At 63.8% G+C, this 26,011-nt stretch carries 25 protein-coding genes and 1 pseudogene; 2 read left to right on the top strand and 24 right to left on the bottom strand.

The window, feature by feature from the left end:
* Positions 1–58 precede the first annotated feature (58 nt).
* The 13 genes from NTCA1_RS23475 to NTCA1_RS23415 all read right to left on the bottom strand — a co-directional run bounded on the left by NTCA1_RS23475 (position 59) and on the right by NTCA1_RS23415 (position 12,779).
* Positions 59–283, bottom strand: coding sequence for a DUF2274 domain-containing protein (locus tag NTCA1_RS23475; RefSeq protein WP_159832009.1), 225 nt, complete (start codon positions 281–283; stop codon positions 59–61).
* Positions 280–1,608, bottom strand: coding sequence for a TrbI/VirB10 family protein (locus NTCA1_RS23470; protein ID WP_159832008.1), 1,329 nt, complete (start codon positions 1,606–1,608; stop codon positions 280–282). Before NTCA1_RS23470 ends, NTCA1_RS23475 begins: the two co-directional genes overlap by 4 nt.
* The gene (gene trbG, locus NTCA1_RS23465) at positions 1,605–2,426 is read right to left on the bottom strand and encodes a P-type conjugative transfer protein TrbG (protein WP_159832007.1); all 822 of its coding nucleotides are present in this window, start codon (positions 2,424–2,426) and stop codon (positions 1,605–1,607) included. The genes NTCA1_RS23470 and trbG overlap by 4 nt, the downstream gene beginning before the upstream one ends.
* Positions 2,423–3,214 carry a conjugal transfer protein TrbF gene (gene trbF / locus NTCA1_RS23460; RefSeq protein WP_159832006.1) on the bottom strand — a complete coding sequence of 264 codons (792 nt, stop codon included), beginning with the start codon at positions 3,212–3,214 and terminating at the stop codon, positions 2,423–2,425. The genes trbG and trbF overlap by 4 nt, the downstream gene beginning before the upstream one ends.
* A 2-nt stretch (positions 3,215–3,216) precedes the next feature.
* Complete coding sequence (gene trbL / locus NTCA1_RS23455; protein ID WP_159832005.1) at positions 3,217–4,512, bottom strand: P-type conjugative transfer protein TrbL; 1,296 nt, start codon at positions 4,510–4,512, stop codon at positions 3,217–3,219.
* 141 nt (positions 4,513–4,653) lie between these two features.
* On the bottom strand, positions 4,654–5,406 hold the full coding sequence (gene trbJ / locus NTCA1_RS23450; protein WP_159832004.1) for a P-type conjugative transfer protein TrbJ: 753 nt from the start codon (positions 5,404–5,406) through the stop codon (positions 4,654–4,656).
* Between the two features lie 61 nt (positions 5,407–5,467).
* A complete protein-coding gene (gene trbE / locus NTCA1_RS23445; protein WP_159832003.1) occupies positions 5,468–7,900 on the bottom strand; it encodes a conjugal transfer protein TrbE in 2,433 nt (810 codons plus the stop codon).
* Entirely contained in the window at positions 7,894–8,166 is a 273-nt protein-coding gene (locus NTCA1_RS23440) for a VirB3 family type IV secretion system protein (RefSeq protein ID WP_159832002.1), read from the bottom strand. The genes trbE and NTCA1_RS23440 overlap by 7 nt, the downstream gene beginning before the upstream one ends.
* Positions 8,163–8,459, bottom strand: a complete 297-nt coding sequence (locus NTCA1_RS23435; RefSeq protein WP_159832023.1) for a TrbC/VirB2 family protein — start codon at positions 8,457–8,459, stop codon at positions 8,163–8,165. The genes NTCA1_RS23440 and NTCA1_RS23435 overlap by 4 nt, the downstream gene beginning before the upstream one ends.
* Positions 8,460–8,508: 49 nt before the next feature.
* On the bottom strand, positions 8,509–9,459 hold the full coding sequence (gene trbB, locus NTCA1_RS23430; protein WP_159832022.1) for a P-type conjugative transfer ATPase TrbB: 951 nt from the start codon (positions 9,457–9,459) through the stop codon (positions 8,509–8,511).
* Positions 9,460–9,491: 32 nt separating this feature from the next.
* Positions 9,492–9,890, bottom strand: coding sequence for a ribbon-helix-helix protein, CopG family (locus NTCA1_RS23425; protein WP_159832001.1), 399 nt, complete (start codon positions 9,888–9,890; stop codon positions 9,492–9,494).
* A gap of 2 nt (positions 9,891–9,892) precedes the next feature.
* On the bottom strand, positions 9,893–11,974 hold the full coding sequence (locus NTCA1_RS23420; protein ID WP_159832000.1) for a conjugal transfer protein TraG: 2,082 nt from the start codon (positions 11,972–11,974) through the stop codon (positions 9,893–9,895).
* Positions 11,975–12,284: 310 nt separating this feature from the next.
* Positions 12,285–12,779 carry a hypothetical protein gene (locus tag NTCA1_RS23415; RefSeq protein WP_159831999.1) on the bottom strand — a complete coding sequence of 165 codons (495 nt, stop codon included), beginning with the start codon at positions 12,777–12,779 and terminating at the stop codon, positions 12,285–12,287.
* A gap of 132 nt (positions 12,780–12,911) precedes the next feature.
* On the opposite strand from NTCA1_RS23415, the gene NTCA1_RS23410 reads away from it, so the two are divergent.
* Positions 12,912–14,243 carry a trehalase family glycosidase gene (locus tag NTCA1_RS23410; protein ID WP_159831998.1) on the top strand — a complete coding sequence of 444 codons (1,332 nt, stop codon included), beginning with the start codon at positions 12,912–12,914 and terminating at the stop codon, positions 14,241–14,243.
* Between the two features lie 214 nt (positions 14,244–14,457).
* Here the strand turns inward: NTCA1_RS23410 and NTCA1_RS23405 are convergent, their stop codons facing one another.
* The gene (locus NTCA1_RS23405; RefSeq protein ID WP_159831997.1) at positions 14,458–15,495 is read right to left on the bottom strand and encodes an IS110 family transposase; all 1,038 of its coding nucleotides are present in this window, start codon (positions 15,493–15,495) and stop codon (positions 14,458–14,460) included.
* A gap of 75 nt (positions 15,496–15,570) precedes the next feature.
* On the opposite strand from NTCA1_RS23405, the pseudogene NTCA1_RS23400 reads away from it, so the two are divergent.
* Positions 15,571–15,861: pseudogene (locus NTCA1_RS23400) on the top strand (trehalase family glycosidase); the annotation flags it as partial.
* A gap of 66 nt (positions 15,862–15,927) precedes the next feature.
* On the opposite strand, the gene rlxS reads toward NTCA1_RS23400, so the two are convergent.
* From rlxS to NTCA1_RS23350, 10 genes are all read right to left on the bottom strand, one after another.
* Positions 15,928–17,889 (bottom strand): relaxase/mobilization nuclease RlxS, encoded by a 1,962-nt coding sequence (gene rlxS / locus NTCA1_RS23395; RefSeq protein ID WP_159831996.1) that lies wholly within the window; start codon positions 17,887–17,889, stop codon positions 15,928–15,930.
* Between the two features lie 236 nt (positions 17,890–18,125).
* The gene (locus NTCA1_RS23390; protein ID WP_159831995.1) at positions 18,126–18,740 is read right to left on the bottom strand and encodes a lytic transglycosylase domain-containing protein; all 615 of its coding nucleotides are present in this window, start codon (positions 18,738–18,740) and stop codon (positions 18,126–18,128) included.
* Complete coding sequence (locus NTCA1_RS23385) at positions 18,728–19,312, bottom strand: S26 family signal peptidase (RefSeq protein ID WP_159831994.1); 585 nt, start codon at positions 19,310–19,312, stop codon at positions 18,728–18,730. The genes NTCA1_RS23390 and NTCA1_RS23385 overlap by 13 nt, the downstream gene beginning before the upstream one ends.
* Positions 19,309–19,539 carry a helix-turn-helix domain-containing protein gene (locus NTCA1_RS23380; RefSeq protein WP_159831993.1) on the bottom strand — a complete coding sequence of 77 codons (231 nt, stop codon included), beginning with the start codon at positions 19,537–19,539 and terminating at the stop codon, positions 19,309–19,311. The genes NTCA1_RS23385 and NTCA1_RS23380 overlap by 4 nt, the downstream gene beginning before the upstream one ends.
* 234 nt (positions 19,540–19,773) lie before the next feature.
* Entirely contained in the window at positions 19,774–20,673 is a 900-nt protein-coding gene (locus tag NTCA1_RS23375) for a HEPN domain-containing protein (protein ID WP_159831992.1), read from the bottom strand.
* A 184-nt stretch (positions 20,674–20,857) separates the two neighbouring features.
* Complete coding sequence (locus NTCA1_RS23370) at positions 20,858–21,757, bottom strand: HEPN domain-containing protein (protein ID WP_159831991.1); 900 nt, start codon at positions 21,755–21,757, stop codon at positions 20,858–20,860.
* A 209-nt stretch (positions 21,758–21,966) separates the two neighbouring features.
* Positions 21,967–22,287, bottom strand: coding sequence for a DUF736 family protein (locus NTCA1_RS23365; protein ID WP_086493821.1), 321 nt, complete (start codon positions 22,285–22,287; stop codon positions 21,967–21,969).
* Between the two features lie 638 nt (positions 22,288–22,925).
* Entirely contained in the window at positions 22,926–23,423 is a 498-nt protein-coding gene (locus tag NTCA1_RS23360; protein WP_159831990.1) for an NUDIX domain-containing protein, read from the bottom strand.
* Between the two features lie 243 nt (positions 23,424–23,666).
* Positions 23,667–25,610 (bottom strand): ParB N-terminal domain-containing protein, encoded by a 1,944-nt coding sequence (locus NTCA1_RS23355; RefSeq protein WP_159831989.1) that lies wholly within the window; start codon positions 25,608–25,610, stop codon positions 23,667–23,669.
* Between the two features lie 103 nt (positions 25,611–25,713).
* Positions 25,714–26,011, bottom strand: a 298-nt coding sequence (locus tag NTCA1_RS23350; protein WP_159831988.1) for a DUF2958 domain-containing protein, incomplete at its 5' end; no start/stop codon positions are given.

Genomic DNA, 26,011 nt, shown 5'->3' with positions numbered 1-26,011 from the left:
TGGATGTCCTTTCCAGTTTCCATTAAAATGAGACCGACGATAGGTTTATGAGGCCCTGCTACGCGCCATCCGTTCCTTTCCTTCGCTGCTTGAAACCGCGATCACTCTCCAGAAACGCCGACAAGATCGCAGGAACCAGATCGGCAACAGCAACGTCACGCCCGTAGGAGGCCGCGTAAGCCAGAGCGTACTCCTGAAGGTCCTGATGAAGGTCCGGCGTGACGGAAACCGAAAGCTTCATCGGCGTCCTGTCCGGGAGCTGCGGAAGTTTGATCGTATTCACTGCCGCGCCTCCCGTTCCTTCCAGGGTGCGAGCATCAGATCCTCCCGGACAATGAGACGTACAGGTGCGCCCGGACGAATCGTAATCGTCGGCCGGATGTCGAGGTTTCGCTGCGTGATCTGATCCCCTGCCCGGGACGTGCTGGATTGCGCCGACTCCCGGATCGCCTGCACGAGATCGCTTTCGCCGCTGATCGAGAGTTCCGTACCCACCCCTAACAGGGTCGCGATCGCGACACCTTTCAGCAGTTGGCCTGAATGATAATCGACCTTGTCCACCAGTCCGGCCTGCCCGGACGGCCCGGTTGCGGGCATATTATCCAGCCGAAGCGATTGCCCGTCCGGCATGACGAGACGCTGCCACACGACCAAGGCTCGGCTTTGCCCATAGGCAACCACACTGTCATAGTTTCCGATCAGCCGCGCACCTTGCGGAATAAGCAGGACTTCACCTGTGGCGCTGTCGAACACCTGCTGCGTCACCTGCGCCACGACCATTCCCGGGACATCGGAATTTATCCCTGTGATCAAGCTGCCAGCGATGACGCTACCGGCCATGAGCATGTTCGCCGAGGGCGCCGGCGAGAGAACGTGCGGGTTGATATTCCCCCGCGTATCGAGACGCTCGGCAAACTGCGTTTTTCTGTCCTGCTCGCTGCCTTCCGCGCTCTCGCTGTCCGACACCTCCGAAGGCGCCGCTTTTGTATCATTCGCTGGCGGAGCCGGTATCCCAACAGGGGTTTTTCCGCTCTGGACCATGAGCGCCGACTGAAAGGCAGTTCGAATCTCGGCCTCACGACGTTCTCGATCGACATCCCGAATGGGCGCCCCCTCGCTCGGCAAGATCGGGGGCGACAGGTTGCCCCTCTCCTGGGCTCGCAGGATCGGCCGCCCCAGATCGCCGGGCAGCGGCGGCCCGAGCTTCGGCACCTTTCCATAGCTCGTCGGAAGCGCTGCTATGGTCTCATTCGGCTTCCGGTTCGGCTGGGACAGGTCGGTCGTCTCGAGGCCGCCGCGCCTGAAGGTTCCACCTAACGCAACCCAGGCAATGCCGCCGACCACCAGCGCAGCGGCCGTAGATCCTGCAATGACGATGTCCTTGCGAAACCGGATCGCTCTGGGCACTCGGCCCCGGATTACGAGAGTTTCTGGATCGACCTTGGCGCCTCGGGGTGGAGCTGTATCTGCGGAGTTTCCAAGAGATGCGTTAGAGCCGCGCCTCTCCGGTCCTTCACCGGTCAGGTCCTGAACGGTGCGACCGGCGCCCTGCCGATCGGACGACTGCCGCCCCGCTGCCTTCGGTGCGGGGATTTCCGGCCCGCTCATGGGCGCCCCCTTTTCGCCGGACCGCGTGTGATGCGAACCACCTGCTGCTTTCTGGTCCCAAGCCGCAGTTCGGCAACACTGAAAATGCGATCGACCACATAGAAGCGGTCCCGCATGCGGTAATTCACGAGCTCTGCGGCTCCCCCTACCCCGATCAGGAACAGCGGCGGCGCCTCGTCGACCCCGATTGATGTCGGAAACTCGATGAAGGTCTGCCTACCGTCATCGAACGCCCGTACAGGCCGCCAGGACGGCTGATCGCCGGTGATCCGGTAACCGAAATAGAGCCGTTCGATACCGAGCCCCGCCGCAACCGGCTCGGCTGCTTTCGCCGCGGCCTCCGACCTTTTGAGAGCGATCATCTCGTCGAGCGGATAATTCCAGGAGAGCGCCGCCATTCCGCCGCTTGCCGCGCTGGACACGCTGACATGATAGACCCGCTTGTCGGTGGTAATGACGATGTTGGTGGCAAGACCTGCACTGAACGGTTTGACCAGGACATGGGTGCGCCGGTCCTCCCCGCTACCGCTGGTCGTGTCGCCGATGACCCAGCGCGCCGTATCGCCTGCCGCGACGGAAACCAGCGCTTCACCGACCTGCAGCGCAATGTCGGTGATCATGCCCGGCTGGGTGTAGACCCGGTAGACCGCGCCGTCCGACCACAGGAACACCTGCCTCGCATTGATGTGTAAACCGGTAGCAGGCTCCACCCAGCCGCGCCGCTCCGTGGCTACCGGCCTCGGCAGGCTCACGGCTAAGGCGCAGACAGGGTACATCGCTGCAACGAGAGCCGCAGCGGCGGTGATGCGTGACCTCATGGCAATACCTCCTCGGTTTCGTGGGAAGAAGCACCTTCACCGATCTCAGGTGTCGGCGGTTTGGCCGAGCCCGGCTCAGGGCCGACGGAAGCGCCCTGCCCCGCGGGCTCCAGTTCCTGGCTCCAGTCGATCGCATCGACGTAAATCCCGAGCGGGTTGCGCCGCAGGGTTTCGGCATCGCGCGGCGGCCGCTCGACAAGCGTCAGGATCGCCGTCCATCGGCTTGTCCCGGTGGCGTTGCCGCGTTCGAACGCGCGTTCGGTCCACTTCACCTGAAAGCTGGCTTCCGACGCCCTTACGACACTGGTGACCTGCACGGACACGGTGCGCTCGCCGATCCGGGTCAGTGCACCGGAAGCCCGAGCATACTCACTGAGCGCACGCCCCCCGCGTTCCGTCGAGAAATCGTAAGCCTCGAGCCAGTCTGCGCGCATGACGACGGGATCGAGCGAGACGCCGCGAACATGGGCAATGTACTTTGAAAGGGCCCAGGCAATCTGCGGGTCGGTCGGCTTGTAGGCACGGTCCGCTTCGCTGACTGTGCGTGCCGCGCCGAGGCGATCGACTTCGACCACGTAGGGCACGACGCGGCTCTGCGCGGAGAGCCAGACGAACCCCGTCGTGACCGCGCATGTCAGGCCGAGACATCCGAACGCCATGATCCGCCATGCCCGAGCCTGGACCCGCGCGGATCCGATCCGCTCGTCCCATAGCTGCCCGGCACGCTGAAACGGGGTCTCCGGTTCGGGGGTGCGTCCATAGAGCGGGACGCTGCGTTTGAAGCGCATGGTCAGTCGTTCCTTTCGCTTATGTCGGGAGTGGTGGACCCACCGCCGCGATCACCCTGCTGGACGGCGTGAACGGCAAGCTGCCTGCGGTGGCGTGCCTTCTCCTCGCTGCGCAGCGACTTCGCCCACGCAGGTTCCGTCTCTCCGCCACCGGAAGCCGGCGACGTAGAGTTCGTGTCCGGTGTGTTCGGCGGTGCAGTATCGGCGTGGGAAGCGGGCGCGGGAGCCGCCGCCTGGCCGGGCGCGCTCGCACGAGGCGCTGCGGGACCGGCCAACGAACTTCCCCCATGTCCCGAACCAGATCCGCCCTGCGAGCTGGCACTTGTCGCGGCGCTGGAGACGCCGGATGACGCTGCTGCTCCCATGGAGGTTCCGGCCCGAATGCCGCCGAGTGCGGCGCCCGCCATCCGCACACCGGCAACGGCGCCTCCGCCGACCATCATCACCGTGCCGCCGGCCGCCATGGCGGTACCGGCCACCGCGCCTGCCCCCAGTTGCGGGGCCCCGGAGGCGAGGCCGCTGGCCACCGAAGGCGCGAAAATCCCGAGACCGAGGAGCGACAGGCTCGCGAGCACGAGGCTCATGGCCTGGCCGATATCCGGCTCCTGACCCTTCAGCGCCTGCGTCAGATCGTCGAAAAACGTGGAGCCGATGCCGACGATCACCGCCAGCACCATGACCTTTATGCCCGAACCAACGACGTGCCCGAGTACGCGCTCTGCCAGGAAACTGGTCCGGTTCCACAGCGCGAACGGCACCAGGATGAAGCCGGCGAGGCTCACTAGCTTGAACTCGAGGATACAGACAAACATCTGCACAGCGAGTACGAAGAAGGCGAGGATCACGAGCAGCCAGGCGAGAAGCAGGATCGCGATTGTCAGGAAATTGTTGAAGAAGCTGGTGAAGCCCAGCATCTTGGAAGCTTGCAGGAGTAGCGGCCAGGACGCCGAGAAGCCAATACCGGCAAGCCTGCCGGGCTTCAGGAGATCGTCCTGTCCAAGCGCCCCGCCGCCTGCCGTCAATCCCGCCTGGGAAAAGGAGCGGAAGAGGATGTCGGCAAGATCGGAGAAGTTACCGATAATGAAGGCAAAGGCGCCCACGAACAGAATTTTGCGCACGAACCTGGCGAGAACATTGTCCTCTCCGGCCAAAGTCCAGAACAGCGCGGCCAGGGTCACGTCAATCGCGATCAACGTGCCGGTCAGGAAGCGTACATCGCCCCCGAGCAGCCCGAACCCGCTGTCTATGTAGCGGATGAACGTCGCCAGAAAGGCGTCGATGATGTTGAGATTACCCATGCTTGCTGGCCTTCCTGCCGCAATGAAGAGGGGTGTCGCGGGGCGCGCTGCCGGAGGAAGATAGGCACGCGCCCCGCGACGCGGCGGCGGGAGAGGCGGTCCGCCGCCGCTGGCTGGATCGAGCCGACCGGCTCGAAGCCGCTAGTTCGGCGTGTAGGCGCTGCCGGACCCGAGGAACTTCGTCGTCGCCGCCTGGGCCTCGGCCGCTTCCTGCGCCCGGTTGCTCTCGCGCACCGCATCGGCGCGGTACTGCGCGGCCATCATCTGCTGGATCTGGAATTGCTGCTTGGCCGTAAGGGCGAGCAGCTGGTTGGCCGCCTGCTGGACCTGCAGGGCGCCTTCCGCCCCCTGGCTGCGCTCGACGAGCGAATTGAGCGTCGCGGCATCGGCGGCGACGTTTTCGGCGATCTGCGCCTGGAGCGTGACGGTCTTGCGGTAGGCCGCGACCTGCGCATCCATCCGTGCGCGTGACGCGGCGACCCTGTCGTCGAGCTTTAGCGATTGGCGATAGGCATCGGGATAGAGCTGCGCGAACTGCTGGTCCGCGGATGCAACCTTGAACTCGATCCCCTGGGCCTGCCCCATCAGCACATCGATCTTGCGTAGGGTATCGGTGAGCGCCTGGAGTTCCGGAAAGCGTACGCTCGAGAGGTTCCTCGCCTGGTTGACGAGGCTCTGGGCCTGGTTCTGGAGTGACTGGATCTGATTGTTGACCTGCTGCAGCGCCCGGGCTGCCGTCAGCACGTTCTGCGCATGGTTGGTGGGATCGTAGACAACCAGCGCATGCGCGGGTGCCGGATGGACTCCGATACCCGCGCCGACCGCCGAGACCGCAAGGAGAGCCTGTGCAATTGCGCAGCGGTGGCGGCGGCGGAAAACGGACACCTTCAACATAGCGATTCTCCTGGAATTGGAACTTCGTCGTCAGATGAGAAAGGAATTTGCCCGTCCGGCCCTAATCCTGCGGCCCTGGAAACAGGCCGATCAGGTCGGCCGCCCACGCCGCTCCGGTCCCGGCAAGAAAACGGGAGAGAAAGGCGCTGGAACCTCCCTCGGCCAGCAGCCCATCGATCCGGGCTTGGACGGCAGGATCGGACGCGCCACACAAGGTGAGCGCCAGCGGCCCGAGGCCAAGTTCGAAGAGCCGGTTTCCCCGAGCTGATTGCAAGTAATAGTCCCGCTTCGGCGCGGCGCGGCTGATAAGCTCGATCTGCCGCGCATTGAGGCCGAAGCGCTCATAGATCTCGCGGGTCTGCGGTTCTTCCGCGCGGTCGTTGGGCAAGAGGATGCGCTGCGGGCAGCTTTCGAGAATTGCAGGCGCGATCGGCGAGCCCGCGATATCGGCCAGGCTCTGCGTCGCGAACAGGACCGAGACATTGCGTTTGCGCAGAACCTTGAGCCACTCACGGATGCGGGCGGCGAACAGCGGATGGTCGAGGAATATCCAGGCCTCATCGAGCACCAACAGCGTCGGCCTGCCGTCGAAGCTCTTTTCGAGGCGGTGAAAAAGATAGGTGAGGACCGGCGCGACAACGCCCGTGTGCCCCATCAGCGCCTCGGTTTCGAAGCACTGAATATCCGCAAAGCGCAGCGTGTCCTCGGCCGCGTCCAGCATCCGCCCATAAGGCCCTTCGACCGTGTAAGGCGACAGCGCGGTACGCAGGGCATTGGATTGCAGCAGCAAGGTCAGCCCGGTGATGGTCCGCTCGGCGGCGGGCGCCGTTGAAAGGCTCGTCAGCGCCGACCAGACCTGGTCCTTCACCTCCGGAGTGACGGTCATGTTTTCCTGCGCCAGCAGCGCGGCGATCCACTCTGCGGCCCAGGCCCGCTCCGCCGGATCGTCGATTCCGCGGAGCGGCTGAAACGCGAGTGCGGATGCGGCGTCCGTGCCGAGGCCGAGCACATGATGTACGCCGCCGCAGCCGAGCACCGCCGCCCGCGCAGAAAGGCCTTTGTCGAACACGAAAATCTGCGCGTTCGCATAGCGCCGGAACTGCAGGATCATCAAAGCCAGGAGCACGGATTTGCCCGCGCCGGTCGGACCGGCCACGAACATATGGCCGACATCACCGACATGGGTCGAAAGGCGGAACGGCGTCGATCCGGATGTTCTGGCATGCAGCAGCGGCGCACCGCCAAGGTGATCGTTGGACGCGGGGCCTGCCCATATCGCGGAAAGCGGCATGAGGTGCGCCAGATTGAGCGTATGCACCAGCGGCTGCCGCACATTCGCATAGACATGTCCGGGCAACGAGGAGAGCCAGGCCTCGACAGCGTTCACCCGTTCGCGGATCGTCGTGAAACCGAGGCCGCCGAGAATGCGCTCCACCTGCCGCATGCGGCCTTCGACCACGTCCCGGCCTGGATCGCTGACCGTGATCGTCGTGGTGAGGTAGCCGAACGATACATGATCGCCCCCCAGGGCCTGAAGCGCGAGGTCGGCATCGGCGACCTTGTTGTCGGCATCGCTGTCGAGAAGCTGGGAAGGGCTGTTGTAGAGCACTTCGCGCAGCATGGCCGTCAGGGACTTGCGCTTGTTGAACCACTGGCGCCGCAGCGAGGTAAGCTCCTTCACCGCTTCGGCCTTGTCCATGGCAATGAACCGGGTGACCCAGCGATAAGGAAAATCCTGGCTGTTGAGCGCATCGAGCATTCCGGGATGGCTCATGTTCGGGAAACCCAGAACCGAGATCGTGCGCAGGTGCCGGTCCCCGAGTTGCGGCTCGAGTCCCCCGGTCAGCGGCGTGTCGAAGATGAGACCGTCGAGGTACATCGCCGTGTCGGGCACCCGGACCGGATGGCGGGAATCGGAGATGGTCGCATGCAGATAAGTCAGTAGCTCGCCGCTGGTGAGGCCGCGGACCTCCGGCATGAAACCGCTCATGAGATCGAGCGCGCGGTCGGTCTCGGTAACAAAGCCGTCCAGCGCTTCCCGCCAGTCGCGCCCTTTCGCATTGTCCGCGCGCTCGACGAGACGGCGTCCCGCAGCGTCCTGGCTGTCGGCCGGCGGCAACCAGGTGAGGGTCAGGTAGAAGGCACTTTCGAAATGCGTTCCTTCGGCCAGGAAGGCTTCGCGCCGCTCGCGCTCGACGAGCCAGCTGGCAGGATCGGGAAAGGCATCGTCCGGATAGGCCGTTGCCTTGCGGCGCTCCGCTTCGAAGAACAGCGCCCAGCCCGAGCCGAACCGCCGCAGTACATTATTGGCCCGCGCTGCGATCGAGATAAGGCCGCCGGACGTCGAGGATTCGAGATCCGGCCCCCGGAAGGAAAGCACCCGGAGGAAAGAACCGTCCTTGTTCAACATCACGCCGGGGGCGACGAGCGCCGCCCAGGGCAGATGGTCGGCAAGGCACGCGGGTTTCCTGCGATACTCGGAAAGATTCAGCATCCGTAGTATCCCTTCTGGCGGAGGTGGCGGAGAAGGACCGGCGCGAAATCGGGATCGCGCCGCGCGGCGAGCACGGCGAGGCTGTGCCCCGCCGCCCAGATGACGAGACCGGCCAGCCACTGCTGGAGTCCGAGCCCCACCGCCACCGCAAGCGTACCATTGACGATGGCAATGCCGCGCGGCGCGCCGCCGAGCAGGATCGCGGTGCTGAGGCTCGCGTGGATCGGGACCTCGAAACCATCGATGTGCTGGCCGGCCCCGCTCATGCGACCAGTGCTCCGCCGCCGAAGCTGAAGAAGGAGAGGAAGAAGCTCGACGCGGCGAACGCGATCGAGAGGCCGAACACGATCTGGATGAGCCGCCGGAATCCGCCGGCCGTTTCGCCGAACGCCAGGGTAAGCCCGGTTGCGATAATGATGATGACGGCCACGATCTTGGCGACCGGTCCCTGCACCGATTCAAGCACCTGCTCGAGCGGTTGCTCCCACGGCATGCCTGAGCCGGACGCCGAAGCACGCGATGCAAGGAATAGAGCAGCGCTAGCTCCCAGCAGCGACATCGATGTCCCAGGCGAGCGGATCAGGCGGAAAGGCAGTGACTTCATGGCGTCATTCTCCTTCTGGGGTTGAGGGGGACAGAAGTTCCGTGAGCCGGTATTCGCCGCTTGCGCCGTCCAGCCCGTCAAGCTGCGTAACCGCCGCTATCCGGCGCGCGAGACCTCGACCGGAAATGAACACGACGAGATCGATGGCCTCGGCGATGAGCCGGCGAGGCACGGTGACCACTGCTTCCTGCACCAGACTTTCGAGGCGATGGAGCGCCGCTGCCGCGCCGTTTGCATGAACCGTTGCGATGCCGCCCGGATGCCCGGTGTTCCAGGCCTTCAGCATGTCGAGCGCCTCGGGTCCGCGCACTTCGCCGACGATGATGCGATCAGGCCGCAGCCGCAGCGTCGATCGGACCAGGTCGCCTATCGTAACGTGCCCCGCCCTGGTGCGCAGGGCGACCGTATCGGCCGCCGGGCACTGGAGCTCCCGGGTATCCTCGATGACGACAACACGCTCATCTATCTCGGCCATTTCATTGAGCAGGGCATTGGCCAGGGTGGTCTTGCCCGACGATGTGCCCCCGGCGACCAGGATATTGGCGCGGTGGAGCACGGCCTGCCGGAGGAGTTCCGCGACATCCCGGCTCATGATGCCGTCGGCCACGTAGTCGCCGAGCGAATGAATCCGGGCCGCGGGCTTTCGGATTGCGAAGCAGGGGGCCGTTGCCACGGGAGGCAGGATGCCCTCGAACCGCTCGCCGGCCCCTTCGCCATGCGCGGGAAGCTCCGCCGAAACGATCGGCCGGTCGCCATGCACTTCGCTGCGGACATGGCTGGCGACAAGGCGGATGATTCGCTCGATCTGGTCCGGCGCGATCCGCACCTGCGTGTCCACCCTGCCTTCGCCCAGCAGATCGATGCGCAGCACGCCGTCGGGATTGACCATGATCTCGATGACGCGGGGGTCGCCCAGCGCCGCTTCAATCGCGGGTCCCATGGCAGTGCGCAGCATGGCGCGCTTGCGCAGGTTGGTTTCCGCGCCGGTCAACGTGCATCTCCGCCCTCGAGCGTGCGCTTGCCTTTCCCGACCTGCCGCGCAACCTGATTGAGAAACGCTTCAAACCGCAATGCTCCCGCCGCCCGACCTGCCTGATCGCTTTCCGCGAGCGGGGGATGGATCGCAAGCTCGTAGCGGATGAACAGGGCCAGCGTTTCCAGTTCGATGTGGCTGTCGCGAACCAGCCGGTCGAGGCTGTCTGCAAGGCGGTCGAGCCGGCGCCCGAAACGTTCGTCGAGCTCGGACACCCCCTTGCGGTCCAGCCAATAGGCAAGCGCCTGCGCCAGGATATCGGACTTGGTCACGCCGCCCTTTCGCGCAAGCTCGACCAGCCTGTCGCTCGTGGCCTTCGGCAGAAGGAACTGGTGACGGATCTTCGGAGCCATGGTCAAACCTCCAACTGGATCTGGTCGGGATGCTCGGGCGAACCCATCGCGTAAGCCGCGCGTGCGAGCCTTTGCTGCGAGAGTTCCATGGCGCGCCTGTCCACAGCCGGATCGTCGGCTTCCGCTTCGAACCCGAGCTCATCGATACGGACCTGCGCCGCCGGCCCGGTGAGGGGAATGTCCAGTTCGAGTTGCTGGGCGTGCGCTCGGGCATCGCCGGTGTCGTCGGGCTGCTGCTTCTCTCCCTTGCCGGGCGTGCGCGGCAGCTCCGGTGCCGGTCCGACGATCATCGATGCCAGGCGCAAGTCGCTGTCCCTGACCCGGTCCTGCCAGTCATCGGGCCGCGGGGGAGGCGCGTCGTGATAGGCGCCCTTCGAAAGCTGCGGCGCCGGCAGCATGCGCTCGGCGAACACCGCCTCCTCGAAATAGCGAAGCTTAGCCGCGCGAACCGGGGGCATGCCGGAGGCAAGCACCAGTTCGTCACTCGCAGGCAGCTGCATGACTTCACCAGGCGTAAGCAGCGGCCGTGCCGTCTCCTGGCGGCTGACCATCACATGAGAAAGCCAGGGAGCCAGTCGGTGGCCTGCGTAATTGCGCATCGAGCGCTGTTCGGTCGCAGTGCCCAGAGCATCGGACAGCCGCTTGGCGGTACGCTCATCGTTGGTCGCGAAGGCCACCCGGATATGGCAGTTATCCAGGATTGAATTGTGCTCGCCGTAGGCTTTCTCGATCTGGTTCAGACTCTGGGCGATGAGAAAGGCGCGCACCCCGTAGCCTGCGAGAAAGGCAAGGCTGGTCTCGAAGAAGTCGAGCCGCCCGAGCGCCGGAAACTCGTCGAGCATCATGAGCAGCTTGTGACGCCTCGAACCGCTGTTTCCACCTGCGCCGTGGTCGTGCAGCTCCTCGGTCAACCGCCGGCCGATCTGGTTGAGAATGAGGCGGATCAGCGGCTTGGTCCGGCTGATGTCCGAAGGCGGAACGACAAGGTAAAGCGAGGCGGGATGCTTGCCCTCGACCAGATCGGCAATCCGCCAGTCCGAAACTGCCGTAACGGCGGAGACGGTGGGGTCACGGTAGAGCCCGAGAAAGGACATGGCGGTCGACAGCACGCCCGAGCGCTCGTTGACCGACTTGTTCAGGACCTCGCGCGCAGCCGAGGCGACCACGGGGTGGACCATGGGCCGCTCAGGCGTGCCGATGTGGTTGACCGACATCATCGCATTCAGGGTCTTCTCGAAGTCGCGCCCCGGATCCGACAGGAACTTCGCGACACCGGACAGGGTCTTGTCCTTTTCGGCGTAGAGCACGTGAAGGATCGCGCCCACGAGCAGCGCATGACTGGTCTTTTCCCAGTGATTGCGGCGCTCCAGCGCCCCTTCGGGATCGACCAGGATGTCGGCGATGTTCTGGACATCGCGCACCTCGTGCTCACCGCGGCGCACTTCAAGCAGCGGATTGTAGCGGGCGGAGAGCGGGTCTGTCGGGTTGAACAGCAGGCAGTGCGAAAAGAGCGAGCGCCAGCCGGCGGTCAGATGCCAGTTCTCTCCCTTGATGTCATGGATGACTGCCGAACCCGGCCAACCGAGCAGCGTCGGCACCACGAGGCCGACACCTTTGCCGGAGCGCGTCGGCGCAAAAGCCATGACGTGCTCCGGTCCGTCATGCCGAAGATAGTCTCCGCCGACCCGGCCAAGGAACACACCCTGTCCGGCAAGCAAACCGCCTTTACGAAGATCCATCCGGCCAGCCCAGCGGGCTGACCCATACGTGGTGACATTGCGCTGCTGCCGTGCGCGCCAGACCGAACCGAAGATCGCGGCGCCGCAACCCATCAGCCCGCTCGCGGCGGCCAGCCCCCCGGCTTCATCGAAGACGACAGGAGCATAGGCATCGAACTCGAACCACCAGATGAACAGCGCCCAGGGTTCGTAGACCCGCCAGATTCCAAGGTAGAACCATGGCTGGCCGAGTTCAGGCTGATAGGCGAGCTCAGCCGCGGCCCACTGGGTCGCGAACCACACGCCGGCCAGGACAATGGCGAACACCACCAGCATCTGGCCGATCAGGAGTTTGGTTGGGGTCATGAAAGCCTCCGCCCGTCGCAGCGATGGCCGCAGGAGCAGTGCTTACAATCCCGGAATTCCAAATCCGCCGACAGACCCTGTCTGAGGCACCCAGGTACGTTTTTGCGGCAACTCAGGCTCGGTTTGCAGTTTCAACGCGAAGAGTGGTGCGAATCAGTACGCGTGCCGCTCGCGGCATCCATCAGCTGGAATTGGGCGGTGATCGGTGCCGAGGATGCGAACGACAGGCTGACAAAGATCGTCAAAATGCCCGATCATCACGTCAAGCATTCGGGCCATTGCCGGACCGAGGTGCATCGCCGCGTATCGCTCAGAAGTAGATATCAACGTAATCCGTCAAGCTGTCGCACCACTCGAACTCGCGCAGCCGATAGTAACGCCGGTTCTGCGTGACGGCGAAATGCCAGGTCTTGTCCGCCGAGCAGGTACGGCCCGGATCCGGCGTGTTACTGATCGTGATCTTCCCCTGAAACGTGAAATAGTCCGGGCCGATTTCGGTGATGGTGCCGTCGAGCGCGAGCAGTCCGGGACCGTTGACGTCCGCCTGACGGCGATGCAGACTCCATACACCGGCCCGCCGCGTGACGGTCGCTGTGCCGCGGTGATCCCAGTCTATCCACTGGAGCGTCAGGCCCTTGTTGGCGAGCAGCCTCTCCGTGTTTCTCTTGTCGAGAATGCGGGTCTGATCGGCTGTGGTCGGACTTTCACCTCCCCCGGTCGCGTGCGATGCCGAAGACGAAACGGCTAGCGCCAGAATTGGCGCCACGAGCATGCAGAGGGCAATGCCGGCTTTGGTTGGGACCATTTTTCCGTCTCCCAGGTGATGAACTCATAGACATGGCAGGCACCTTCCAGGGATGCCAGGCGTTGCCCATTGCGTGACATATCAATCATCAAGACAGGGATATGCAACCAAGCAATGCCGAAGGGAGCAGTCATGATACCCTCGCCCATTCGCCATCTCTGCGCCGCGGCCCTGGTCCTTGCCTTGTGTGCGAACGGCAGCCCGCCCACTCCCGCCGATCAATATGGCGACCTGTTCACCGCGGTCCAGGAGCAGCGGATCTTCGGCGACGGCAAGACCTTCGTCGACGCGTCGCCCACGACGGCGCCGGCGGAGATCATGCGACTGTTCGCTACCCAGGCGCCGAAGTCCAAATCCGAGTTGCGACGTTTCGTGCTGGAGCATTTCACCGTTCCCGGCGTGAACGACAACGCGAAGGTTGCGCTGCGTGACCATGTCAGGGGGCTATGGCCGCAATTGACGCGCGACGATGCCACGTCCCCTGCGGTGGGGAATTCCTCGCTGATCCGCGCCATGCACCCTTATGTGGTGCCCGGCGGACGCTTTCGGGAATCCTATTACTGGGACTCCTATTTCACCATGCTCGGTCTGCAGGCGGACGGGCGCGCCGATCTGGTCGAGAGCATGCTCGGCAATTTCACCGAACTCGTCGAGCGCTTCGGCCACATTCCGAATGGCACGCGAACCTATTATGCCAGCCGATCGCAACCACCCTTTTTCGCCCTCATGGTTGACCTGTCCGAACAAAAGGATCCAGCGGTCCGCGCCCGCCGTCTTGCTGCGCTGCGCCGGGAACATGCGTACTGGATGGCCGGCGAGACCTGCGCACGCAAAACGAGACAGCCTTGCGAACGCGTCGTGCCGATGCCCGACGGCAGCCTGCTGAACCGCTACTGGGACGATCGCGATACGCCGAGGGACGAGTCTTTCGCGGAAGACCGCGACACAGCCGCGCAGGCTCCCGCGCGAGCCCCCGAGGCGGTCTATCGCGACTTGCGTGCCGGTGCGGAAAGCGGGTGGGATTTCAGTTCTCGCTGGTTGGCCGATCCGCAGGACCTATCGACGATACGGACGACCTCGATAGTTCCGGTCGACCTCAATGCGCTGCTCTGGGGCCTGGAAACCCGTATCGCCGATGGCTGCCGTCAAGTCGCCGACACACCCTGCCGAATCGAATTCACCCGGCGAGCAGACCAGCGAAAGGCGTCTGTTGACGGTCACCTCTGGGTCAGCAGAGAGAGCCGCTATGCCGATTGGTCCCTGACCGACCGCAAGCCCACCTCGGTGGTCTCGAGCGCAACTCTCTTTCCGCTGTTCGTCGGCATGGCATCTTCCGCCCAGGGCAAAGCGGTTGTCCGCACGACGCGCGGCGAGCTGGTTGCACCGGGCGGTCTGCGCACGACGGGGCTGCGGACCGGTCATCTGTGGATGGCTCCCGCGTTGCAAGTACAAATTGATGCTTGACGCCCGGTTGGTTGCAGTCATCTGTCCGGCCTGTTTTTGCAGTCGGTGGAGACTGCTGGCCCTGATGGGGTTCGCGAGTTGGTTCCAATCAGCTTTGCAGGCTATTATGCCTCCGCCAGTCCTCGGGGTGTCCCAACTCCCGGTCTACCGGTATCGCCATCACATCGCATCGCGCTTACAACATCGTGAAGCTGATCTGCGTCAGCTAAGTCCTTTAGCCCGCTAATGCTGAGGCATGATGTGCTTGGTAGGTCTGACCGCGTGTCATGAGTGCCCATACGATGCGCGCCATCTTATTGGCCATAGCCACGGTCGCCACTCTTGCCGGCTTTCGCGCTAAGAGAGCAAGAAGGCGTGGATCTGCGGTCTGCGGTTTCGATTTCGCGTATCGGACCAGTGCGGTCGCGCCGATCACAAGCAACTGACGCAGATATTTGTCTCCCATTTTTGTGATCCGACCGAGACGCTCTTTGCCGCCAGTAGAGTTCTGAAGCGGTGTCAAGCCAAGCCAGGCTGCAAACTGACGCCCTGATTTAAACTGGTGAGGGTCGGTAACGGACGCTGACAGGGCTGTAGCACCGATGGGTCCGATGCCCGGAATGGTGGACAACCGCCGCGCGACATCATCGCTGCGTTGCAGAGCCGTGAGCGCCTTGTCGATTTCTCGAAGTCGGACATGGGTGTCCAGGGTTTGCTGAGACAGCATGGCGACGACCATCGTCGCCTCTGTCGGCAGGCCTAAGTCAATCTCTCGATCGACAATTTGACGCCCCATGGACAGCGCCTTTTCAACACCTTCGGGAATTGCAATGCCAAACTCTGCAAGCGTGGCGCGTATCATGTTCACGAGCTGCGTCCGCTGCCCCACCAACAAGCTCCGCGCGCGATGCAATGATAAAGCGGACTGCTGCTCGCGAGATTTAACAGCGACGAAGCGCATCGTCGGGCGGGTTACGGCTTCGCAGATCGCCTCGGCGTCGGCAGCATCGTTCTTGCCTCGTTTCACATAGGGTTTGACGTAGGCTGGCGGCATTAGACGTACCTTATGTCCAAGACCAACCAACTCCCGCGCCCAATGATGCGACGTGCCGCACGCCTCAATTCCGACGAGACAGGGCGAAAGCTTGGCAAAGAACGGCAACAGCTGGGCTCGGCGTAGCGTTTTGCGGACAAGCACCTCACCTGCCGCATTAATGCCGTGAACTTGGAAAACATTCTTGGCCACATCCAGGCCGATCGTGGTAATCTCCATGGCGGATGGCTCCTTTGCTTGGGTTTGCAGGACAGCAACCCATCTTGGCACTTAGATGCCGTGAGCGGGAGCCATCCACCTCATCAGCAATGGGATGCGCCGAACGGCTGGGCGCCTCTCCAGTGGGTCGCGATCGACGGCCTCGAGCGATACGGCCAGAGGGAACTGGCGCAAGATATCGCGAAGCGCTGGATACGGACGGTGGACGTGACTTACCGCGAGAACGGCAAGATGCTGGAAAAGTACGATGTCGAGGCACGACTTCCCGGCGGCGGCGGCGAATATCCCCTGCAAGACGGCTTCGGATGGACCAACGGAGTGACCAGCGCCATTCTGGAACGAATGCCGGAACTGGACCCGCACTGAGGCGGCTGAGCGCTGCTGCCGCGATCCCCGATCTGCCTTTTTCCGTTCTGCCTTCCCGAACAGGCTCTAGGAGATTTCCGGCCCTGCCCGTCCCCTCCCGAATTGCCAGCTTATGCCGTTTTCGCGCATGATGCCGCCGGCCTCCTGACCGATCTGTTTCTCCAGCACCGGCCTCCAGGGAACGAGCGTAAATTCACGGCTTTTTTCGATCAGGGCGTAGGAGCCGGAAATGCCCTCGACCCGCCGCGCCACGCTGCCCTCGATCCAATCTCCATGGCGCGCCTCTGCAAATTCCTTGCCCAGCTCATCCGAAAGTCCCGCCGCGATCCGCAGCAGCTCCCGCCTTTGAAGTGACGCCAATGCGTTCTGTTTCAACGCGAAGCTCTCGCCTTCCCCGTCGGCCAATCCCTGCTCGACCAGCCATTGCCGACGCGCGGTTACGGCGGCACGCACCTCGCCGCCAAATCCGCCATCCCGGAAGTTGAGGCCGGACGGCGATGCCAGTTCGCGATCAAGCCAGCTGGCACCTTCGACACCGGTCAGCTTGTCGACAGGTAGAGCCGAGAGAACCTCGATGTCGACGGGACGATCCGCAACAAGTCCGTGCTCGAAACACTTCACCTGCTGCAAATGGTCCGGTGAAATGCGCCAGGTGCCGTCAGCCTCGCGCTCGATATCAACGCGTGCCCGCCGCATGGCCTCGAGGCGCCTGACATGTGTCTCGGCGAACGCTTCGCTGGCGCGCGTATCATGACGCCGGTGCAGAGCTACGGAATAGCGCCCGTCATTCGCTTGCGCCACTTCCAGCACCGTCCGGTCCATCGCCCTTACCGCAGGCACACGAGGATCGATGCGGACCGTCGCCCTCCCCGGCACCGGATCGACAGCTGATGCAGCGCCGATATCCACATAATGTGCTCGACCGTCGACGCCGTCGATCACCAGAAAATGACGGTCGCGATGTTCGTCGGCAAGGCCTCGGGTCACCACACGTCCCACGAGTGGTCCATTCTCCGGCACGAAAATGTTCTGCTCGGGTCGATCGAGCCTTGCTCGGGATATCTCCCGCTGCATCTGGCGGATGATGTCGCCGCGCTCGGCCATGGTCCGGAGCGTCTCCTCCATGTCCTCGCCAAGCTGCCAGCGGCCGCCGCCCAGATCCTCCGCCAGTCCCATGCGCCGCAATGCCTGAAGACGCCCGGTCTCCAGAGCGTGGAACAGTGGGTCCGCAGCACTCGGCGCGACAACATGCTCCTCGTTCATCCGCCCGATCAGCCGGCGATCGAGACTGGTGAGCCGCTCCTGCTCGATTTCCATACGGAGCCGAGTCTCGATTTCGTGTTCGCTACGCGGGCCAAGTTCAAGCGAAACGATCTCGGCAGCTCGCTCCCGAAATCCGTGGGCGATATACTCCCGGGCAATCACGAGATCGCGGGCCCGGTCGTCCACGCCGCGCAGCACGACGTGGGTGTGGGGATGGCCGGTATTGAAGTGATCGACGGCAACCCAGTCGAGCTTCGTACCGAGGTCATCGCCGACCTGCTCCATCAGCCGCCGAATGACCGGCTTGAGGTCCTCGAACCGATCGCCGTCTTCTGCCGAGACGATGAAGCGGAACTGATGCCGATCTCCCTTGCTGCGCTCGAGAAAATACTTCCCGTCAACGCGGTCATTCGCGGGACCGTAAAGCTCTCCGGGCTTGCCTTCCCGGGTAACCCCATCTCGCTGTATGTAATGGAGGTGAGCCCGGGCTGCTCCAAGCCCCTTGCCGCGCAGTACCGCGAGCCGGGTCTTCACCACGACGCGCCGCGAGCGAAGGCCAACCAGCCTGTCGCGAGTCGACAGCAGACGCCCGGTTGCCGCACCGCGACCGATCCTGCTGCCGTCGTAGCCCCGGTTCCCCGATCTCCGCGCCTTCCCGAGCAAACCGGCAGCATGGGCGACACGGGAGGCATAGCGATCAGGGGTCCTCCCGCCCGTACCGCGCTGCCGCCCCAGCCTGGGCTCGAATTCGTCGTCCTTCGCCATTTCCACGCCTCCGAACCGCAATGCTCCGATCACGCTATCCGGGAAAACACATGCCTCCCGCTAAGCTGATGTGCAGACAGGAAAAAAGCTGTGGCGGGAGGCACTGCTTCTATCTTGCACTCCGCCCCCGACCTGCCCGAATTCTCCCGCAGCCTTAAAAACCGGGGCTGCACACACGGCACAGCCCCTTTGGCTTTCCGCTTCCGCGCTTCACCAGCGCCCCACTCTTCATGCACTCAGGGAACATTTCGCCGGATGGCAAAGAGAGAACCGGTCCGGGGTTCCTGCACTGCCGCCTCTCCCGTTTCCCGCAGCTGCTCGGACGCCGCCCCATCTGCAAAAAGCGGAGTAGATTTCCGCGGCACCTTAGTCGTCCCCGCGCCGGTTATTTCCGCAAGATATGCCACCGTTTCGGAGGGCAGCGGTCGCCCGGCAAGGTACTTTTCATAGCGCCCCGGCCCGGCGTTGTAGGCCGCGAAAAGTCCCGGATAACCGAAGCGATCATAGAGCTGGCGCAAGTAGAATGTCCCCGCCAGTATATTGTCGCGCGGGTCGTCCGGATCGCTGCCGAGCGCCAGCCGATCGCGTATTTCCGCCCATGTGCCCGGCATAAGCTGCATGAGGCCGATCGCGCCTTTCGGACTTCGAATCGGGCGGCCGGAAAGCCGGGTTCTACCCCGGCTTTCCGCGCGCATCACCCGCTCGATCCAGTGGGCAGGTACGCCGAAGCGAACTGAGGCCTCGGATATTTGTGGCCGCCAACGGTCCACTTCGTCCGCCTGGAGCGGAGCGGCAGCCAGCAGCGCGGCAACGACCGCCCCGGCGCCGATGATGGGCTTCAGAGTGCCCATATCAGCCTCGCGGGACCGACGATATCCGACGCCCTGGTCACCCCGAAATAGCGGCCGTCGAACGATTTGGGTTGTCCGGCCATGAGCAGGAAATACTCACTGCCACGAAGCCGACGGCATCCTTCCCACCACGGGAGCAGGCGCGCCTTGCCATCGCGCCTCAACCGGTGGACGACCGGCTCCCCGTTCACGAAGAGACGGGGACCAAGTGCGCAGACTTCATCGCCCGGACCGGCGGCAATGCGCTTCACGAGCGGAACCCGTTCGGGCAGATAGCGCCGGCCAGCGGCAAAGCCGCGCCAAGGGGCGGGAAGCCTTGCGATCACCGTTTCCCCGGCGGTGACGCGCCCACCGGGCTCCACTAGATACAGGCCTAACCGAGCACTGGGACTTGCATTCCACACCAGGCGAGGCGCCGGTGGAAAGGCCAGCGTGAGGCCGACCGCGCATAGGGCTGCGCCTGCTGCCAGTAAAACGCGCCGGTTCCGATCACGGCGCCGCCCTGCCTGACGAAGCGCCTCGCCGAAGGCGCGCAACGGCGCCTCGGTCGCGGAAGTCCGGTGCAAACTCATCGCCGAAACGCCCGGCCGGAATTGGCCTCGCTCCAGGCATCGAGATCGTCGATGTGGTACTGGATGAAGCGGCAGTGATACCGAAAGATCGGACCGCCTCCGTTGCGGCGAAGCTGCCTGAGAAGGCGGTTCGATATCTTGAGATAGGCGGCCGCCTGATCTGTATTGAGGAAGGGCGAACCGCTCTTCGCGCGCTGCGCCCTGTCGATTTCGTTCGATCTTTTCATGATGTCCCTGCCTCGTTGCGCGCGGCGGCACCGTGCCGTCCGCGAGGGACACTCGATCTGAGGCAGAATGGGGCAGTCAGACAGGGTCGGAAACGGCTATAGCCGTTTCCGACCCCCCTTGAGGTTCGATGCCTGAACGGCTGACTGGAATTCGCAAACTACGGGCTGACCAAGGTCAGTCGCCCGGAAAATAGGGGTTGACGCGGCCTGCAGTCTGCTTGTGGACTCTGCGCGTTACGTGCGGCTCAAGCGGCGCTCGGCAACGGCTTTGACCTCTGCCTGAAGCAACTCAACGCGTTCAAGCAACCACTCCAGTTCGACGTCGCGAATGACATAATGCTCCGAGTATCTTCCCTTCACATAGGCTTGATAAAGGAGCTCAAAACATCGCTGTCCAAACTTGGTGTTTCGCGGCCAAACTGAGATGAGATCGCGAGCAACGTCCTCAGCTCGTCCCCGCAAAAATTTTATGTTATGCGATTTGGGCGAGTACAACTTCATCACGAGCAAAATCGTGTGATAGAAATGCTCTGTCGATTGATGAAGAAGGAATGCAGCTTCGTTTCTCGAACCCTCCGAGATAAAAAACTTTGCGCCTCGCAGATATGCTGCAGAACTATTAAACCACTTATTGAAATAGTTCTCCGCCTCGACATGTGCGAGGCCGGTATCGAGCGGCTTGGGCGCTTCGAACTGTTCCGCGGCCAGTTCGTAGAGCACGATGCCCTCGCGCACCACGTCGACGAAGAAGGGACGCCCGCGCGACAGCTGGAAGTTCACGTCCTTCATCGAATGGACAACCAGGCCGACCGGCGCGGATAGCCTTTTCGCGATATCGTATTCGCGATTGAGGTGGTCCTTGGCCCTGCCCCAATATTCCGCCTCGTCGGCAAGACGCTCGTCGTTGACCACCACGAGAATGTCGTAGTCGGAGAAGTAGCCGCCGACCGGATCGGACACCCAGTCGCCGCGCGCATAGGAGCCGTAGAGGATCACTTTCATGATCCGGCCCTGGCGTTTCCACCCCTGGGTCGCGAGCGCCAGAACGTCCTCGAATTCGGAAAAGATGATCTCGACCGCACGCTTCAGATCGGCGCGTTTCTGCTCCGGCAAATGGTCGAGATCGGTTTTCATAATCGCCTGATTCTAGACGAGTTCGGGCCGCGAACAACCGTTCTCTGCTTCATCGATGCAAGATAGATCGAAGGTGTGATCGACCGGCTCGGCAACTCGGATTACGGTCACTGCCTGAGACGCGTACTCACGGACGACGAATGCCCCATTGGCGAGTGATATCGCCACATCGGAGGCATCACCCTTACCTGCGGTCAAGTCGACGCTCAGCGACCGCTTTGACCTCTTCCTGAAGCAGTTCGACGCGCTCGAGCAGCCATTCCAGTTCGACGTCGCGAATGACATAGTGCGGAGAGTAGCGGCCCTTTACATAGGCCTGCTGCAAAAGTTCGTAGCAGCGCCGGGTGAACTTGGTGTCGCGCGGCCATACAGTGATCAGATCACGGGCAACATCTTCAGCCCGATTGCGCAAGAAATTGATGTTATGCGATTTGGGCGAGTACAGTTTCAGGACGAGCAGGACCATGTGGTAGAAATGTTCGGTCGCTTGATGCAGCTGGAAAACTGTTCGGTTATGATAGCCTTTCGACATGCCGAATTTGGCGAACTCGAGAAACTCTGTGCCGCTTTCAAACCACTGCTTGAAGTAAGTCTCCGCCTCGACGTGGGCGAGGCCGGTATCGAGCGGCTTGGGCACTTCGAACTGTTCCGCGGCAAGTTCGTAGAGCACGATGCCCTCGCGCACCACGTCGACAAAGAAGGGCCGTCCGCGCGACAGCTGGAAGTTCACGTCCTTCATCGAATGGACGACCAGGCCGACCGGCGCGGATAGCTTTTTCGCGATATCGTATTCGCGATTGAGGTGGTCCTTGGCCCTGCCCCAATATTCTGCCTCGTCGGCAAGACGTTCGTCGTTGACCACCACGAGAATGTCGTAGTCGGAGAAGTAGCCGCCGACCGGATCGGACACCCAGTCGCCGCGCGCATAGGAGCCATAGAGGATCACTTTCATGATCCGGCCGTGGCGCTTCCACCCCTGGGTGGCGAGCGCCAGCACGTCCTCGAATTCGGCAAAGATGATCTCGACCGCGCGCTTCAGATCGGCGCGTTTCTGCTCCGGCAAATGGTCGAGATCGGTCTTCATAATCGCCTGATTCTAGACGAGTTCGGGCCGGGGACAACCGTTCTCTTCACGCGGTCCCGGCGCAAACGTGTGCAACGTTCCTCCCCGATTCAAAAGACGGGAGAGCGCATCCAGCTTGGGATTCGATGCCGCCGCCGACATTGAATCCGGGTCGGTACAGCAGGGCCGGACGGCGAAACCCCGCGCCCGAAGGCGCGGGGTGCGGCGGGTCAGTCCGCCGGATTCCAGATGATGGCGAAGCTGTCCTCATCGTCACGGCCAGCGGCGCGGCCGAGGTTGGCGTAGAGCCTCCGGGGTCCGAATTCCGGGGCGGCGAGGCTCAGCGACACGTAGTCGTTGCCGGAGGCTTCGCTGCGGCGGATCCAGCCTGCCCCGACTTCGGCGCCGCCGCAGGTGACGCGGTAGTCGGGCTGGGTGTCGGCGGACTTGGCGGTATTGGGGGTGATCTCGATCTCGGCGCGGATCGAGAGGGTGCGAAGCTGGCCCTTGAAGCTGCGGCCATCGCGGGTGACATATCCGATTGCGGGCATCTTTCGTCTCCTTGAAGCATTCGCCGCAGAGCCATTTCCGGGCGATGGGCAGACCTTCGGGAACGGTTGCAGCGGGCATCCGAACCGCCAGGCCGTAGCATCAGCGCAGGACCGGAGACCGGCCCTTATTTGCAGCGAAGCGGCCGCGAGGAGCCTGCCCTGGGCAGGCGGGGAAATAAGGGCAGGATCGATGGTTTCGGATGGCCGCGACCGTTCCAGGTCGATGCCCCTTGCAGCCGGAAATGGCTCGCTTGCGATCCGCTTTCCAACAGGAGACGGACTTGCCCGCCTCGATATGCCGGCCGCGATGGCCGCGGTTTCGATGCTGGGCGAACTGCACCCGCTTGGTCCGCGCCGTCCATCGAAATGCCCTTGCCCCGCCAGGTCGGGCGACGCCCAGCCCGGATACCGACACCGCCCTCGGCACCGCCTGGGGCAGGCCGGATCCGCCGCAGCGAAACGTGCTGCGCTGCTACCCGCGAGCCTTGCCGCCCCGGAATTCGGGCCCCGGTGTCTAACCACATCCTTTCCCGCGCTGCCTCCCCGGGCGATGAAGATGCGTGCCCACACTGGTCCCGGCAGACTGATACGCCGCCCCCTGCCTTCGGGCGCGGGGATTTGCCGGGAAGGAGTAAACCTTAGTCGATCAGGACTTCCTCTGGCGGCAGCGGGTCGAGTGCGCCATTTGCCAGATACCCCTGCACGATGTCCGCGACGGCGAGCGGCGTCAGCCGTTCGGCGGCGCGGGCGAGATCGGCCACTTTCCACCACTTCAATTCGGTGACAAATCGAGCTTCGTCGGCATCCAGCATGCGCGCGTCGAACCGCTGGATCGGCACGATGCGATATTCCTCGCGCTGCGAAAGACGCCTGCCATCCCAGTCGAAGGTGTGATGGCGCAGCCAGACCACCCGGCCGGGTTCGCACTGCGCAAGACCGAGTTCCTCACACAGCTCCCGCCGCAAGGCAGCTGCCGGGTCCTCGCCCGGCTCGATGCCGCCGCCCGGCATGACCCAGAACGCCGCCCCTTCGGGCGGCTGGATACGGATAAGCAGCACTTCCCGATCCGGCGTCAGCAGGATGGCGCGCACCGCGCGGCGTTCGATTACTGCCGTGATTTCGGGGACTTCATCCATGCCCTGGTCCGTGCCACCTGAAAGGCTGCGGTGCAATCGGCAGGAGATCCATGCGCCTCCCGGCACGCGCCCGTGCGCCGCAAGGCGTGCGGGCGCGCCGGAATTTTCCCCTGCCCAATTTCCCTGCGCCCATGGCGGGTCACCGTTGCCAGCGATCCTGCCCCGACCGGGTCATCACCCGACCTGATCCGGCGGGCAAAAGGAACGCCCGGCAGGATTAAGTGGTCCTGCCGGGCGTCGTGGTCACGCAGCCTGCTGCGTGGTCACCTGATCCGACGGGGATCCGTCAGCACCGACCAGTTCGACGGGCACTTCTGCATCCAGCGCAGCATCGGTCGGATCGGAAGCCCTCTCGCAGCCATCGCTTTCCCCGGCGTCTTTTCCGACGTCCTCCATCGCCGTCATGGCCCGCGCATGCGCCGCCACCGTGCCGACACCGCCGCGCAGCGTATATGCCGACGGCGGGAAAGCCATCCAGCGCGGCACCCAGCCTTCCTTCTTCGTCCGCCCGCCTTCGCCTGCAAGATGCGCGCGGATGATCGCTTTCAGGGTCTTGCCTTTTTCCTTGGCATTGGCGGCAGCGATCTGTTCCCCCGCCACTTCCGCGACCATCGCGAGCAGCACTTCGCGGTCGTGCAGGCCATCAAGGAAGGCATCGTCCGCCTCCCACCAGTCGGCCATCGAGAGCCCCAGCATGGGACCTAGCACTTCGATTTCGGGCGTTCCGGCGGCAAGCGTCTCGCCCATGACGAGAGCAAGAACATCGAGCACCTCGGCATCGGGCAGTTGCACGATGCGGGCGAGCAGGCTGCGGACATTCCGGCCCGGCGCGCCGTAGCCGCTTCCCGTCACGGTGGCATCGTCACCGCCGAGGCCCAGCGCGGCGAGAACCTCACGCCGCCGCGCGTCGAACACGCTTTCCGCGCGGCACTCGTCGAGGCTCTGCCGCACGGCATCGCTCTTCACCGCCTGCGGCTCGGGCTGAACGCGCCACAGCGGCGACCCGGCGATCACATGCGCCACCATCAGCCGCAGGGCGAGACGCGGGCTGGCGAGCAGTTCCGTCCGCACGGTGGCATGGCGGTGGAGATCCACGTAAGTCTGGGTGAGCGAGGTCAGTTCGGCGCGCACCGGCTTGTCGCCTTCGCCCTCCGGTCCCGCGTTCCCGCCCTTGGCGAGGCGCGCCTCTTCCTTGCGCGAGAGATAGCCCTCGTGGACGACGACTTCACCGTTCCCGCGCACATCGAGATAGACCCGCCCGCCCTTGCGCTTGGCGGTCTTCTCGTATTCCCACGAATGGAAGTGCTCGTCCGCAGAGACGATCACCGCATCGGACCAGCCCGCGTCGATCAAGGCCGCCCGGCGCTCCGCGATGGCGGCATTCTGCAAGGCCCAGAAGGCCTCGCTTTCCGCGAAATAGGCATCCTCCCCGAACAGGTCGGACACTGTCGCAAGTCCGCTGGCCGCGAGATCGAAAAGGGCATGCCGCGCGGGAATCGACGCCCCATTGAACAGCCACGATTTCAACTGATGCCCGCGCGGCGCATAGGCATCAGGATCATCGACGAGCGCGAGCCAGGCCTTCTGCCGGCTCTTCGAGGCCAGCGTCAGATGGCGGATGGTCACGGCATCGATTTCCTCGCGCCGGTACATCTCGCGGATGCGCGGCAGGAGGTTGCCGAGCGCCAGCGCGCGGCGCACCGCCAGATCGGGCAGGCCGAAGGTCGAACCGATCTCGGCAATGCTGCGCCCTTCCTTCACCAGCCGGGTGAAGCAGGCCCAGCGCGAGACTTCGTCCGGATCGAGCCGGGCGATGTTCTCGATCAGCGAGGCCTCTACCGCGCTGGCATCGTCCGTCTCGTCGAGCACGGCACATGGCAACATGGCTGCACCGGAATCCGGCCCGTCAGGCCCACCCGGCTCGTCCAGCTCCCCTGCCCCGATGCGGGCTTCCTCCCGCTCGGCGGCGACAATGCGGGCCGCATGGAAGCGGCGGCACCCGGCGACGATTTCATAACACTGCCCTTCTTCGCCGGGCTGGTTGCTGGGCCGCACGAGGATCGGCTGGAGGACGCCGCGCGCCCGCACGGTCGGCAGGATGTCGGAAACATCCGGAGCCTTGCGCGCGTAACGCATATTGGATTTGCTGACCGACAGGTTGCCAAGGGCTATGAATTCGAGTTTCATGGATAGCACTCCTCAAGAGAGTGCCGGTCCACCCGTTCGTGATGGGATATGGTGGACCGGCTTTCAGATGGGCAGGAAAACGCCTGCCCGCGTCATCGGCCCCTCAGCGGGGCAGAAGCCTGATGGCGCCCGGATCCTCGCGGGTCAGGCGGTTCAAGAGATCAGCGGCATCGGGGATCGACCCGGCAAGCCGCGATGCCTCGGCCCAGACCGACAGGCGGTGCCGGGTAGTGAAGGCGAGATCGCGCGCGATCTTCAGCCCAAGCGGCAGGTCGATGGCCTCGATCTCGCGCAGCGAGAAGATGCCGAGTTCCGGATAGCCGAAACCGAGATCGGCCAGCCCGTAGTATGTTGAGCGTCCGATTATGTTGTGGGCGGCCGCGCCAGCGCCGCTTTTCGTG

The organism is Novosphingobium sp. TCA1 (assembly GCF_009811895.1).
Lineage (GTDB): Bacteria > Pseudomonadota > Alphaproteobacteria > Sphingomonadales > Sphingomonadaceae > Novosphingobium > Novosphingobium panipatense_A.
Note: the sequence above shows the minus strand (reverse complement) of the source record. Positions and strands in the feature narration are given on the sequence as shown.

Bases quoted from the DNA above. Each gene is read 5' to 3' on its own strand.
- NTCA1_RS23470 (WP_159832008.1), bottom strand. From the start codon at position 1,608: ATGAGCGGGCCGGAAATCCCCGCACCGAAGGCAGCGGGGCGGCAGTCG.
- trbG (WP_159832007.1), bottom strand. From the start codon at position 2,426: ATGAGGTCACGCATCACCGCCGCTGCGGCTCTCGTTGCAGCGATGTAC.
- trbF (WP_159832006.1), bottom strand. From the start codon at position 3,214: ATGCGCTTCAAACGCAGCGTCCCGCTCTATGGACGCACCCCCGAACCG.
- trbL (WP_159832005.1), bottom strand. From the start codon at position 4,512: ATGGGTAATCTCAACATCATCGACGCCTTTCTGGCGACGTTCATCCGC.
- trbJ (WP_159832004.1), bottom strand. From the start codon at position 5,406: ATGTTGAAGGTGTCCGTTTTCCGCCGCCGCCACCGCTGCGCAATTGCA.
- trbE (WP_159832003.1), bottom strand. From the start codon at position 7,900: ATGCTGAATCTTTCCGAGTATCGCAGGAAACCCGCGTGCCTTGCCGAC.
- NTCA1_RS23440 (WP_159832002.1), bottom strand. From the start codon at position 8,166: ATGAGCGGGGCCGGCCAGCACATCGATGGTTTCGAGGTCCCGATCCAC.
- NTCA1_RS23435 (WP_159832023.1), bottom strand. From the start codon at position 8,459: ATGTCGCTGCTGGGAGCTAGCGCTGCTCTATTCCTTGCATCGCGTGCT.
- trbB (WP_159832022.1), bottom strand. From the start codon at position 9,459: ATGCTGCGCACTGCCATGGGACCCGCGATTGAAGCGGCGCTGGGCGAC.
- NTCA1_RS23425 (WP_159832001.1), bottom strand. From the start codon at position 9,890: ATGGCTCCGAAGATCCGTCACCAGTTCCTTCTGCCGAAGGCCACGAGC.
- NTCA1_RS23420 (WP_159832000.1), bottom strand. From the start codon at position 11,974: ATGACCCCAACCAAACTCCTGATCGGCCAGATGCTGGTGGTGTTCGCC.
- NTCA1_RS23415 (WP_159831999.1), bottom strand. From the start codon at position 12,779: ATGGTCCCAACCAAAGCCGGCATTGCCCTCTGCATGCTCGTGGCGCCA.
- NTCA1_RS23410 (WP_159831998.1), top strand. From the start codon at position 12,912: ATGATACCCTCGCCCATTCGCCATCTCTGCGCCGCGGCCCTGGTCCTT.
- NTCA1_RS23405 (WP_159831997.1), bottom strand. From the start codon at position 15,495: ATGGAGATTACCACGATCGGCCTGGATGTGGCCAAGAATGTTTTCCAA.
- rlxS (WP_159831996.1), bottom strand. From the start codon at position 17,889: ATGGCGAAGGACGACGAATTCGAGCCCAGGCTGGGGCGGCAGCGCGGT.
- NTCA1_RS23390 (WP_159831995.1), bottom strand. From the start codon at position 18,740: ATGGGCACTCTGAAGCCCATCATCGGCGCCGGGGCGGTCGTTGCCGCG.
- NTCA1_RS23385 (WP_159831994.1), bottom strand. From the start codon at position 19,312: ATGAGTTTGCACCGGACTTCCGCGACCGAGGCGCCGTTGCGCGCCTTC.
- NTCA1_RS23380 (WP_159831993.1), bottom strand. From the start codon at position 19,539: ATGAAAAGATCGAACGAAATCGACAGGGCGCAGCGCGCGAAGAGCGGT.
- NTCA1_RS23375 (WP_159831992.1), bottom strand. From the start codon at position 20,673: ATGAAAACCGATCTCGACCATTTGCCGGAGCAGAAACGCGCCGATCTG.
- NTCA1_RS23370 (WP_159831991.1), bottom strand. From the start codon at position 21,757: ATGAAGACCGATCTCGACCATTTGCCGGAGCAGAAACGCGCCGATCTG.
- NTCA1_RS23365 (WP_086493821.1), bottom strand. From the start codon at position 22,287: ATGCCCGCAATCGGATATGTCACCCGCGATGGCCGCAGCTTCAAGGGC.
- NTCA1_RS23360 (WP_159831990.1), bottom strand. From the start codon at position 23,423: ATGGATGAAGTCCCCGAAATCACGGCAGTAATCGAACGCCGCGCGGTG.
- NTCA1_RS23355 (WP_159831989.1), bottom strand. From the start codon at position 25,610: ATGAAACTCGAATTCATAGCCCTTGGCAACCTGTCGGTCAGCAAATCC.